This is a genomic window from Barnesiella sp. B2-R-119 (assembly GCF_023656675.1).
GTDB lineage: Bacteria > Bacteroidota > Bacteroidia > Bacteroidales > Barnesiellaceae > Barnesiella > Barnesiella intestinihominis.
This window is the reverse complement of record NZ_JAMOKL010000001.1, coordinates 39,195-51,973: the sequence shown is the minus strand read 5'-3', so window position 1 is coordinate 51,973 and position 12,779 is coordinate 39,195. Positions and strand designations below refer to the sequence as shown.

Below are 12,779 nucleotides of genomic sequence, written 5' to 3'. Positions count from 1 at the left end.
AGCTATTTTGTGTGTTGTTGTGAATGTTATTTTTTGATGTCGTCGCAAGTAAGAATGTCGGGATAAGAGACAAAGCGAATGAAATCTTCGCTGGCCGGATGTCCCGGAACCGGTATGAAATAGTGCTTCTCTTGGTTCCATGCGTTTTTTTCAAACAGCACGAACGACAGTTTGTATTGTGAAATGACAGGATAGAGATACTTCGAAAAGAAATCGGATATCTTTATCCCTTCCAGTCCGGTCGAAGTGACGGCGGCTATTTTTTTATTTTTCGCAGCAAATTGAGTAACGAAAGCGATGCCCTCGTTGAGCTCTTGTATAAATTCGCGCCCGCTGCAACCGTCGCCTTGTAATAGGTGCGAGTTGATGCCGATAATATCCACAAAATCGTTGCCGGGGTAATATGCCGGCAATATGTCGGCCGGGTCATTGCTGTAAACCGAGTAGGCGTATAATAGGTTGTGCACGCCTTTTTCGTTTTGTAAATAGTTGACGGTCAGTTTCCAAAGATTCTTGAAGTTACTGGCCGAGCATTGAGTGGTGCTCCACCACAGAGCGGTGTCGGAGTCGTGGCCGTGGAATGGCTGGAATATTACCGGAATCGGTTCTCCCGCCTCGTCTTTCAGGTTGCCCAGAAACTGGGCAACCTTGTCCAACGAAGCAAGAAATTTCTTTTGAACCGAATCATTTTCGATAACCTGTTTGACCGCGTTTTGTGTACTGCAATCACTGGCGGTTTTCCCTGTGACGGGGTTGCTCGCATGCCAAGTGAATACCGATATACCGCCCCATTGTTCCACCTTGCGCACATAGTTTGCGAGGGTCGTAAATGGAATCGATTCGCAGTTGGCCAAATTCCCTTTTTCTATGTCGCCGATGTCCCAGCCGAATACGGCCGGATAATCGCCGCACACCGATTTTACATCGGAGCGCCCCTCGTCCAAGAACCAATTGCTGCCATAGGCCAAAGCGTCTTGATGCCCGAGCATGATGCCTCGCTCTAAGTTCTCTTGTAGTTTGAGGTATAGCTCCACGGTTTCGGCCGAGGCTTTCTTGTCGGATAAGGCAAGGGCGTTCTCGTCTATTTTGTGGCTCGAAGCGCACGAAATAGAGAGTGTCACGGTGAGGACAAATAGAAACTTGGTTGCGTAATTTCCCATTTCCTTTTAGGTTCGGTATGACGACAATATGCGGTTGACAGGAGTTATCAATTCAGATAGATGTCTCCGCCTTCCCAGCCGGCGTTTTGGGTCAGCACGCCACCCGACAAGTCGATTTGAGTTTGCGGGATAGGCAGGAATCCGCCGGTCTCTTTACGGAATGTAATCGATTTTGTCTCGGCATTGGCTTGGCCACGGCGGTTGTAGGTTACGATACCGGTTTGGTTGATGGTAATCAGGTCCTCGTCGTGCCAGCGCAACAAGTCGTAGTAACGCACGCCTTCAAAGGCCAGCTCGAAACGGCGTTCGGCTTTGATGTTTTCGAGGGTGACAGGCACCGATGCCAGTCCTACACGGTTTCTTACCCGGTCGAGATATTGTTGGGCGTTGGGCGCTCCAAGCTCGGCAGCCATCAGCAATACATCGGAGAAACGTATAAGAATCAAGTCTTGAATGTTGTCGCGTTGGTAATCGGTACCGGTCATGCTGTACAATTCGTGGCTGAAATTATATACGGCGGTTTTTGTCTCGTCGGTCCATACGTTTATGGGAATGTATTTCTTTTGCCAATAGCAAGTGAGGTCTTGTTGGTTGCCACCACCGAAATCGAAATCTGCGACCTCGTCGGTATTTCTTGCATCGAGAACCGAGGCGTCGCGTCGCAGGTCGTTGGGATCCCAGTCTTCATAGATTTTGGGATTGACTGTACCCATACCCCAGCCTTGTCCGAAGGGGAACGTTTTGGTGTAGTTTTGGTTGCGGAAACCCGAGTAGAGGCATATTTGGTTGCTCTTTTGTTGAGGCGAGTTCCAGTCATTGGCCAGAGACGAGTATTTAATGGAGAACACCGTCTCTTTGCTGCCGTCGCCCACCCATTCGAGGTTGTTGTCGGCCGTGTATTTGTAATCTTTCACATAGGAGTAGGCCCACAGGTTGCGGAAGTCCTCCACTAAGTCGTGGCCACTGTTTTCGATACAGTCGACAATCCAAGTGACTACTTGGTCTTTGGTCACTTGGCCGCCGTCGTTCAAGGGCAGAGCGTCGGTTCTGTAATATCCTGTGTAGAACAGGAATACACGAGCCATCAAGGCTTCGGCCGCCCACTTGGTTACCCGGCCGAGGTCTTTGGCGCGGTCTATGTCTTGGAATTTTACACTGGGCAACAACTCGATGGAGGTTTTCAAGTCCGTGGCGATTTGGGCATAGATCTCGGAAGCCGGCGATTTGGGTATGTTGACCGGCTCGGGATCGATCATCAAAGGCACTTCGCCAAACATGCGGACAAGGTCGAAGTAGAAATAAGCCCGCAAGAAATGAGCCTCGCCGAGGATTTTGTTTTTCGACTCCTCGCTGTTCCATTCCACATCGTCCAAACTGGACAACAGGTAGTTGCTGCGATACACCCCGAAGTACATGGCGCGCCACGGGTTGTTGAATGTGTCGTCGCCGTCTTTCTTGAACTGGTCTATGGCTTTGCAGCTTTTGTCGTCGGTGCCACCGCCGCCCAAGCGGTCGTCCGACATCAGTTCGGAAACGAAGAAGAGGCTTCCGAGCGGCTCGGGACGACCCAGAATGGAATATACACCCGTCAGCAGTTGCGAGACATCGGCTTCGGTTTGCGGGAAGTTGCTTGAGTCTTTTTTGGTTTTGTTGCTCGAGTCGAGAAAATCTTCACAACTGGTGAGCAACATGGCACCGATTATAAAATACAATATCTTTTTCATATCGTTGATTCTTTTTGCAGATTAAACGTGTTTTGAAATTTGAATTAGAATTTGAGGTTGACGCCAAACATATAGGTGCGGGCTCCGGGATAGTAACCGAGGTCGATACCCGAGGTCCAATCGTCGCCGCCTCCATATCCGATTTCGGGGTCCATGCCCGAGTAGTTGGTGAAGGTGAAGAGATTTTGCACACTTGCATACAGGCGCAGTTGCGAGATATATTTCGACTTGAACAAGCGGGTGAAATCATATCCCAGCGTGACATTGCTGATGCGGAAGTAGTCACCGTCTTCGATATACAAATCCGATACATAGCCATAGTTGATGGCGCTTCCGTCGATTGCGGGCAACCGGTTGGAAGTTCCCTCGCCATGCCAGCGGCCTAAGATTTCGGTTGTATAGTTGTCGAAGGTGGTATTGGTATTGTTGCGGTACGATTTGGCAATTTGGTTGCCGGCTACTCCGTAACCTGTAACTGCGAAGTCAAATCCTTTGTATCCCAACGTGATGGAGAGGCCGTAGGTTACATCGGGGTGCGGGTCGCCGATAAAGGTCTTATCACCGTCATCGATAACGCCGTTGTTGTTCAAATCCTTGAAAATCACGTCGCCGGGTTGAGCGTCGGGCATGATTTTTTGAGTGGCGCCAGTCTCGGGATCGGTCCAGATGTATGCGTCTATCTGCTCTTGATTCTGGAAGATACCGTCGGTCTTGTAACCGTGGAAGAAACCCAACGGTTGCCCCACTTCGGCGCGTGCCAGATAAGTGGTGTTGTGGGTCAATATGTTTGAAGTACCGTTGATGAATCCTTGGTCATTGTCGATGCTGAGTACTTCGTTGCGGTTGTACGACATGTTGCCTTTGATGCTGTAACTGAAATCGCCTACGTTGTCGGTCCAGTCCAAACTGATTTCGACACCGGTATTTCTGATATCACCACCGTTGATATAGGGAGCCGCTGTTCCCCAAATGCCCAATCCTGTGGGTTGAACGAGCCAGCCGAGCGTCAGTTTTTCATACCAGTCGAACGAGAATCCCAATCGGCTTTGGAAGAAGCGGGTATCCAATCCGATGTCGGTTTGGCGGGAAGTTTCCCACGTCAGGTCGGGATTGGCGATTCTGTCGGCATATGCGCCGATGGCATATTGCGATTTGTCTTCGCCGAAGTAATAGATAGCGGCATTATATGCGCCGCCGATGGCGATTGTTTCGAGATAGGCGAGACGGCTTATGTTGCAGTTACCGTTTTCACCCCAGCTGGCACGGATTTTCAATTGGTCCATGAAATTGACATTCTCTTTGAAGAAGTTCTCTTCGTGAATATTCCAACCGGCCGATACCGAGGGGAAGTAGCCCCAGCGGTGTCCACGGGCAAAGTTGGACGAACCGTCGGCGCGCATGGTCACGCTGGCCATGTACTTGCCGGCATAGTCGTAATTGACACGGCCGAAGAACGAGACGAGACCACCGTCGTCCCACGGCGAGCCGGTCACTGTGGTTGTCCCGCTGGCTACGGTTTTCACATTGTTCAGATAGGCAAATTCAAAGGAGTTAAATTCCGAGCCTTTGTTCGATCCTCCCAAGTTCTCGCCGAAGCCCCAGCGCTCGAGCGAGTTACCTACCAAAGCGGTGAACTTGTGGTCGCCCAGTTTGAAATCATACGATACCGTGTTGTCCCAACTCCATTGCAATCCGTTCCACGAGCTTTGAGTCACTTTGTCGAGATCCTCGAAAGTCACTGAGTTGAGGTAATGCACCGGAACATATTCCCGGCTGGTGCCGCCGTTGTAAGCATAGCCGAAGGTCGAGCGCCATTTCAAGTTTTTAATCGGCTCGAATATCAGGTAGAGGCTACCGCGAATCGAGTAGTTTTTGCTGTTCACGCGCGAACGCAGGTAATCCATTTGTGCAATCGGGTTGACCGACTGATAATCGAGGCCTTCGAGGGGTTTGTGATAATCTCCGGTTTCGTCGTCATAGACGGGGAGCAACGGGTTTCCGGCCAAGGCGCTACGCACGTCGTTCCAATAGAGGTTTCCGGTTCCCATACCCAGACCCGTGCTGCTTGTGTGACCGGCGGTCAAGGTTTCACCGAAGGTAAGTATGTTGCGGTCGCCGTTGCGGATAATGTTGTGTTCCGAGTTCAACCGCAGGGTGTAGCGTTCATACATCTGTTTTATCTCAGGCTCTTCCAAACCGATGACCGGTTCTTGTGAGGTGTAGGAGAAACCAAACGAGAAAGTAGAAATATCACCGCCGCTGGTCACATTTACGGCGTGTCCCATTTGAGGGGCGTTCTCGAGAGTCATTTCTTTCAGCCAGTTGGTCCCTTTGAAAGTACCGTTGTCGACACCTTCCAGAATGCTTCCCGGGATACGGTCGGCGAAATATTGGCGGTCATAGCCGGCTTCGTTCAGGATTTCCAGATATTGCTCGGCGTTGAGCGGGGTGGCTGTTTTGGCCAAATTCTGGAACCCGATGTAGCCGTCGTATTGGATAGAGGCTTTTCCCTTTTTCCCTTGTTTGGTCGTAATCAAGATTACACCGTTGGCGGCGCGGGCACCGTAGATGGCGGCCGAAGCGGCGTCTTTCAATACATCGACCGACTCGATGTCCGAGGGATTCAGCATGCCGATGTCGCCGTTGGGTACACCGTCTATAATATAAAGAGGTGCCGAGTTGCCGATTGTTCCGAGACCACGAATCGTCACCTTGAATCCTTCGCCCGGTTTACCGCTTTGTTTGGTAATGTTCACACCGGGAGTTTGGCTTTGCAAGGCTCCGAGGGCATTCACCGTGTTCAGCTTGGCGATGTCGTCGCCTTTGACCTGCACGGTAGCGCCTGTGATCAATTTCTTCTGTTGTACACCGTAACCGATAGCCACAAACTCATCGAGCATGTTGACGGCTTCTTGCAGTTCGATGTCTAAAAACGTTTGATCTTTTACATCTATCGACCGGGTCTCATATCCCAAGTAGGATACTTGCAGGGTCGCATTGGGCGCTACTTTGATGGAGAAGCGGCCTTCGATGTCGGTAATGGTCCCATTGGTCGTTCCTTTTTCTGCGATGCTGGCTCCGATTAGCGGTTCTCCTGCCGAAGTGACAACACCCGAAATGGTTTTCGACTGGGCAAATACAGAACTGCTGCAAGCCACGAAAAGCAACAAGAAGACAAGAAAACGTTTCGTTTTGTTCCTTGTGTGTCTTTTGGTTAGAATCTCTTTTTCCATGATTAGATTGTGTGTAATAATTATTTTTGTTTTTGCACTGTTATTTTATTTTTCTTGCGATTGAAATTCCGGGAAATTTCGTATGTCAAAAATAGTCGCTTATTCTCTTTATGGCTTGCACATATACCTATTACTATTTTCGTATCGGGACGGGCGTTTGTAAAAATGTAGCGAAGAGTTAAAGATTTGTAGCCCGGTTGCTACATTTATTATATTTGAATAAAAAATATTATATTTGTATTTGAAACACGCCGATGTGGTTTTTTTTAAGAGGATTTTTATTTAGATGAGGATATATAAAACAATTTTCTTAATATTATTATACTTCACGGTCTTTCCGGTTGCCGCCAATACCGATAGATTCTATGGTTTGCAGGAGGGATTGTCCAATAGTCATGTCAATAGCATTTATCAGGATCGCACGGGGCTTATATGGATTTGTACCGATAATGGATTGAACAGTTTCGACGGGGTGGAATTTAAGACCTATTATCATGTCTTGGACGACACGACCTCGCTCGGGAACAATTCGGTCTTGTCGATTTACGACGATACCAAGGGCAATCTGTGGGTGGGCACGACGGGCGGTTTGCAACGGCTCGACCGGGAAACCGACAGGTTCTCGACGGTGCATTTCTCGTATCCGTATATAACCGATTTCAGTTATGTGAGTTGCATTATCGAAGACAGCCGTGGGAACATTTGGCTGTCGACCAGCCGGGCCGGCGCCATTTGTTTGAAGGGCGACGAGCATAGCCCGGTCTACTATTTGCCTACCAACAGCAATATATGTTCCGATAAAATCAACACGATATACGAAGACCGGTTTGGGAATATATGGATCGGGTCGCAGGACAACGGAATAAGTGTGCTGAATATGGAGACACACACGATTGTGAATTATGCGCACGACCCTGCCGATGTGAACTCATTGTCGAGCAACAAAGTGTTTTCGTTTGTCGAGTTGCCCGATGGCAACATGTTGATAGGCATGATCGATGGCGGAATAGACCTGTTTGACTATTCTTCCAAGAAGTTTATACGCAATTATATCCCTTCGGTCAAGGGCGCTTTTACTTTAAAAGAAGGGAAGGACAATGATGTGTGGATAGGAACCGACGGCAACGGGCTTAAAAAGTTCGATTATCGCACTCGGGAAGTGAGTACATATGATTCCGATTTGACCAGCATTGACATGCACCACGCCAAGGTGCATGGAATACTCGAAGACCGGCAAGACAATTTGTGGCTCGTGCTGTACCAGAAAGGTATTCTGATGGTACCCCAGCAGGAGCGCACTTTCCATAACTGGGGATTGAACTTCTTCCACCCCGAGTTGAATATCGGGTCGGAGTGTGTGCTGAGCATTCTCGAGGACTCGTCGCGCAGGGTGTGGATAGGAACCGACGGCGACGGGATATACCGGTTGAACGCCGACCGTGAAGTGGATCGCCACTATACCGCGGACAAACTGTCTGCCGGAGTGGTGCTGACGATTTTTGAGGATAGCCGCGGGCGCATTTGGCTGGGAACCTATTTGCACGGGCTGTTTCTGTATGACGAGCGCTCCGACAGTTTCCAAAGCATACGGTTGCAGACCGGAGGGAGAGAGATAAAAGATATTTACATTATCGAGGAAAATACCGATGGAACCCTTTGGATAGGAACCAACGAAAACGGCTTGTGCCTGTATAACCACGACACGAAAAAACTTGAAAGCTACACCTACGACATGTTGTCCAAAGGCAATCAGATACCCAGCAACTCGGTGCATACGATTCTCTTCGGGAGTGACAGTTTGGTGTGGATTGGTACCAGCAGCGCCGGCATCGCTTGTTTCGACCAGAAAACCGGCCAGTTTCGTGACTACAATGTCGAGAACGGGAAGCTGAAAAACAACAACATTTATGCCGTGGCGCAAGATTCGGCTGGCAACGTTTGGGTGGGCACGAAAGGCGGTTTGCACTATATCGACTTGGCGAGGGACACCACCTTGCTATATACCGAGGCCGACGGCCTGTCCAACGCCTCTATCGCCGGGATAGAAATCGACGATCGTGGAAATCTGTGGATAAGCACGTCGCTGGGACTATCGTTTTACGATGTGAAAAGCCACACGTTTTCCAATTTTTACACTTTCGACGGCTTGCAGAACAACGAGTTTAGGCGGGGGGCGCACTTCCGCTCAAAGACGGGCGAGATGTTTTTCGGCGGGATAGTCGGTCTTACGGCGTTTTATCCGTTTGCCCTTCATGCCGAGCATGAATTGATGCACCTCATGTTTACCAACCTCTATTTCTACAACGAGAAAATAAAGGTGGGCGATGATGAGGCCGCTGTGTTGAAACGCAATATCAATGCGACGGAGCGGATAAAGATAGGCTACGACATACGGAGCTTCTCGATCGAGTTTGCTGCCTTGGAATATAATTCGCCCGAGAAGGTCGTCTATCAAGTAAAGATGGACAACTTCGACACCGAGTGGCGCACCTTGCCGACCGGTAGCCGTCTGGCGACCTATACCAATTTGAATCACGGTTCATATACCTTTATGGTAAGGGCTTTCTTGCCGGGAACCAAACCGGTAGAGCGGAGCCTGTCGATTGTCGTGACGCCCCCGTTTTGGCTCACATGGTGGGCAAAGACATTCTATCTCTTGTGTGTCTTGGCCGCATTGTGCCTGTTTGTCTATATGATGGAGCGCCGTATCCGCCGCAAGAAAATAGATATACAAAAGGAGAACGACAACCTCATCATGCAGTCCAAACTTCAATTCTTCACCGATATATCGCACGAAATCCGAACTCCTTTGACCTTGATTCTCTCGCCCATAGAGGCGCTCATTAAAGAGACTCCCGAGGGCCCTTTGCAAAATGTGTATAAAATGATTAACCAGAACGGACAACGCATTTTGCGGCTGATCAACCAAGTGATGGAAATGCGGAAACTCGATCGCGGGCAGGTGCGGCTGTTGACCGTGCCCACCGATGTCGATTCGTTCTTCCGGGCGATAGCTTCGTCGTTCGACAACATCGCCGAGGAGAAGCATATACAGTTCGAGATACATGTGGAGCCGGGCTTGCCCACGGTTTGGATCGACCAAGAAAAATTGGACAAGGTGGTGTTCAATGTCCTTTCCAATGCGTTTAAATACACCTCCGAGGGCGGGAAGGTAACAATTGAGATAGGGAAGGACGGCGGTGACTTGAAAATCCGTATCGCCGACTCTGGCGAGGGTGTCCCGGCCGAGCAGCGGGAATTGATATTCAATCGGTTCTATCAAATACCTACAAAGAATAACCGCAATAAAATGGGCACGGGCATAGGGTTGCACCTCTCCCGCAGCCTTATGGAGATACACCACGGGCGCATTTATGTGGAAGACTCTTCGGCGGGAGGGGCGGTGTTTGTCGTCACATTGCCGTTGGGCAACGATTACTTGAAGAAAGAGGAGATGCAGACCGAGGCCTCGGAAGACAGCTTGGCCACGCTCGTGCAGCCCGCTTTGCAGGATTTTGTGGAGGAGGTGCAGGAAGAACCGTTGCAAGGAGCCGCCTCGATGTTCCGCTACAAACTCTTGGTGGTGGAAGACGACAAAGAGATACGCAAATATTTGAGAGAGATTCTGGGACGTGAATATCAAGTGATCGAGGCCGAAGACGGGTTGCAAGGGCTCGAACTCGTCATCAAGGAATTGCCCGACTGTGTGATTACCGATGTGATGATGCCCGAGATGGACGGTATCGAATTGTGCAAGAAGATAAAGACCAACGAGAAAACCTGCCATATCCCGGTGATTCTGCTCACGGCGAAAACCGCTATCGAGCAGCGCATCGAGGGACTGGAAGTGGGCGCCGACTCTTATATTCCCAAGCCGTTCAATGTGACGCACCTGAGAACTCGGGTGCGCAAGCTCATCGAGCTGCGGCGCGCGATTAAGGAAAAATACGAGGGAAAACACGAGTTGCGGGAAGAGGACATCAAGATAAAATCGGTCGATGAAAAGATGCTCGAGAAAATCGACCAGATTATTAAAGAGCAAATCTCCGACCCCAATCTTTCGGTCGAGACCCTCAGCCGGCAAATCGGGGTAAGCCGCTCGCAATTGCAACGCAAATTCAAGCAGCTCACCAACCAGAATCCGAGCGATTACCTCAAAACAGCCCGGTTGCGCTATGCCGCTTCGTTGCTTGTCACGAAAAACCTTTCGATTTCCGAGGTGACCTATGAAGCCGGTTTTTCGTCGCTGTCGCATTTCTCCAACAGTTTCCGCGATTTCTACGGCATGTCGCCCAGCCGTTATGTGGAGCTGAACCGCGACTTGGGGCAACCTTCGTCGAAGACTGTGGACGACAAGGAGGAGCCATAGACCTGTCTTTGGAGACAGTGGTGAAATCCCCGTCGGGACGAGCCGGCGGCGTTGGGGTGTGCTTTATACATAAATTGAAATCTGCGCTACATATTTGAAAATCCCGCCGTCGTATAGTCTCTATCTTTGCGACACAAACCTTTATAACGAATCGATATTTATCATGAAAAAAGTGCAATTGTTTTTAGTTAGCCTGCCGCTGGCGCTCTCGGTGGCATGTGGTACGACAAATGAGTTGGTGTTTGAAGATGATTTCGAGGGAACCGGGCTCCCCGATTCCTTGCGCTGGAATTACGAAGAAGGCTATGTGCGTAACGGCGAATTACAATATTACACGGTAGCCCGTCCCGAGAACTGCTATCGGCGGGACGGCTATCTGCACATCGTGGCTTGTCGCGACAGTGCAGTGATAGAGAACGGACTGTTCGCCAAACAGTGGGAGACGTCGGTCGATACGATCCGCAGCACGGCGGTTGCCCCGATTAGCTCGGCCAGCATTACCACCAAGGGTCTTGCCGAATGGAAATATTGCCGGGTAGAGGTGCGCGCCAAATTGCCCGATGGAATAGGCACTTGGCCCGCTATTTGGATGATGCCCGCCGACGATACCTATGGCGAATGGCCCAAGAGCGGCGAGATGGATATTATGGAGAATGTAGGATATGAATTGCCCAAAGTCCATTATGCCATACATACCGAAAAATACAACCATACCAAAAACAATCAAAAACGCTATACCGTCGATTGCGCCACGGTGGCCACCGATTTTCATGTATATGGTTTTGAATGGCGGGAGGATAAACTCACATGGTATCTCGACGGGGTTGAAACCTATTCGGTGACAAAAGACGAAAACGGCTGGGAGGCATGGCCGTTCGACCGTCCGTTTTATCTGATACTCAATTTCGCTTTCGGCGGAGGCTGGGGCGGAAGTCAGGGTGTCGACCTCGACGCGCTCCCGCAAGAGTACATTATCGATTATGTGAGGGTGTATCGCTGACGTGAACAGGCCCTGCCGGGGGCTCGCTGCCGAAACGCCGTTTGCCCTTAACTCCATGGGGTGCTGTGGCGAAAAACGATGACCCGGCGAGCCTTGTGGTCGAAACGGAAAAACGGGGCGAAAACCTCTGTTTGAGGCGGTCGAAAGCCTCGCTGCAACATAAATCTAAATTTTCGCTACAATTTTTCAACTGCGAATGCAAAACTTCAAACAATGTCGTATTCGTTGTAAAACGGTTGTTGCAATTGAATTTATATTTGTCATGTTAAAAAGTGTGCGACAAATACATTATGTTAGTAGAATTATAAATTTAAATTATTATTCATGAAAAAGAAAATTATTTCGGTTTTATCCACCTTCCTTTGTATTATAGGAATGTCGGCACAGGTGCCGGGTTCGTTTCAGTATCAGGCTGTGCTCCGCAATGACGACGGTAGTATAGTTTCCAATAAACCGCTCGAAGTGAGAGTGCGAATCCACCAAGGCGCGGCCGATGGCACGGTAGTCTATGAAGAAGACCACACGACATCGAGCAACGCTTCGGGAATTATCACCTTGAAAGTGGGCGAGGGTGTGAACACCTCGCGCGAAACTTTGTTTGTCGATGTCGATTGGAGCGAAGGCGTTTATTTCTTCGAGACGCTGGTCAACCGGGGTACCGGTTACGAATCGCTGGGATCCCAGCAGTTGCTGAGTGTGCCGTATGCCAAATGTGCGGTAACCGCCGACAACGTGCATGTGAAATCGCCCGATGGGAAATTGTGGAAAATCAAAGTAAGTAACGACGGAACGGTTTCGGCCGAAGCCGTAACAGAATAAAACAGCGGTTTTATGAAAAAGGCAATCCTATTATTATGTATAGCGTCGGCTTTGTGCGGAAAGTCGGTGGCTCAATCGGTCGTGTCGAGTGCCGGCAGTAGTACCGACATGTTGACATGGACGCTGGGCGAGATATTCACCGAGTCGGTGATGCGTTCCAATGTCGTGCGTTTCTCGCAAGGATTCAATCAACCTATAGCCATATCGACCTCGGGTATCCTGAATATCAAGGGCGATAACCTCACCTTTACTGCCGGACCCAATCCCGTAGTCGACGAGTTGTATCTCTCGATTTCGGGGAGCCGTGCCACTTCGTGGTGGTTATACGACATGCAGGGGCGTTTGCTCGGTTCGGGCGAGTTGGCCGATACGCAAGCCGTGATTGATTTCTCCGATAAGACTACTGGGGAGTATGTGTTGAAGATTACGAACGAGGTCGGCAGCCGTTCGGTTTTGATTATTAAAAAATAAGTG

Annotated in this window: 7 protein-coding genes; 4 read left to right on the top strand and 3 right to left on the bottom strand. The window is 49.8% G+C overall.

Translation table 11 applies throughout. The features are described from left to right. Nucleotides 1-26: 26 nt before the first annotated feature. Genes NBH06_RS00190 through NBH06_RS00180 form a run of 3 tightly spaced genes read right to left on the bottom strand, consistent with a single transcriptional unit; the run spans nt 27 to nt 6,117 of the window. Nucleotides 27-1,160 carry a glycoside hydrolase family 26 protein gene (locus NBH06_RS00190; protein WP_250792148.1) on the bottom strand — a complete coding sequence of 378 codons (1,134 nt, stop codon included), beginning with the start codon at nt 1,158-1,160 and terminating at the stop codon, nt 27-29. A 47-nt stretch (nt 1,161-1,207) separates the two neighbouring features. Further along, entirely contained in the window at nt 1,208-2,884 is a 1,677-nt protein-coding gene (locus NBH06_RS00185) for a RagB/SusD family nutrient uptake outer membrane protein (RefSeq protein ID WP_250792146.1), read from the bottom strand. A 44-nt stretch (nt 2,885-2,928) separates the two neighbouring features. Then, a complete protein-coding gene (locus tag NBH06_RS00180) occupies nt 2,929-6,117 on the bottom strand; it encodes a SusC/RagA family TonB-linked outer membrane protein (protein ID WP_250792144.1) in 3,189 nt (1,062 codons plus the stop codon). A gap of 286 nt (nt 6,118-6,403) precedes the next feature. Here NBH06_RS00180 and NBH06_RS00175 point away from each other — a divergent pair, with 286 nt between their 5' ends. The 4 genes from NBH06_RS00175 (at nt 6,404) to NBH06_RS00160 (ending at nt 12,776) form a co-directional block, all read left to right on the top strand. After that, nucleotides 6,404-10,486, top strand: a complete 4,083-nt coding sequence (locus tag NBH06_RS00175) for a hybrid sensor histidine kinase/response regulator transcription factor (RefSeq protein WP_250792142.1) — start codon at nt 6,404-6,406, stop codon at nt 10,484-10,486. A 163-nt stretch (nt 10,487-10,649) separates the two neighbouring features. Then, a complete protein-coding gene (locus NBH06_RS00170) occupies nt 10,650-11,486 on the top strand; it encodes a glycoside hydrolase family 16 protein (RefSeq protein ID WP_250792140.1) in 837 nt (278 codons plus the stop codon). A 324-nt stretch (nt 11,487-11,810) separates the two neighbouring features. Beyond that, nucleotides 11,811-12,305: a DUF8740 domain-containing protein gene (locus tag NBH06_RS00165; protein ID WP_250792138.1), complete on the top strand. Its 495-nt coding sequence runs from the start codon at nt 11,811-11,813 to the stop codon at nt 12,303-12,305. A gap of 12 nt (nt 12,306-12,317) precedes the next feature. Next, nucleotides 12,318-12,776 (top strand): T9SS type A sorting domain-containing protein, encoded by a 459-nt coding sequence (locus NBH06_RS00160; protein ID WP_250792136.1) that lies wholly within the window; start codon nt 12,318-12,320, stop codon nt 12,774-12,776. The last annotated feature ends 3 nt before the right edge of the window (nt 12,777-12,779 follow it).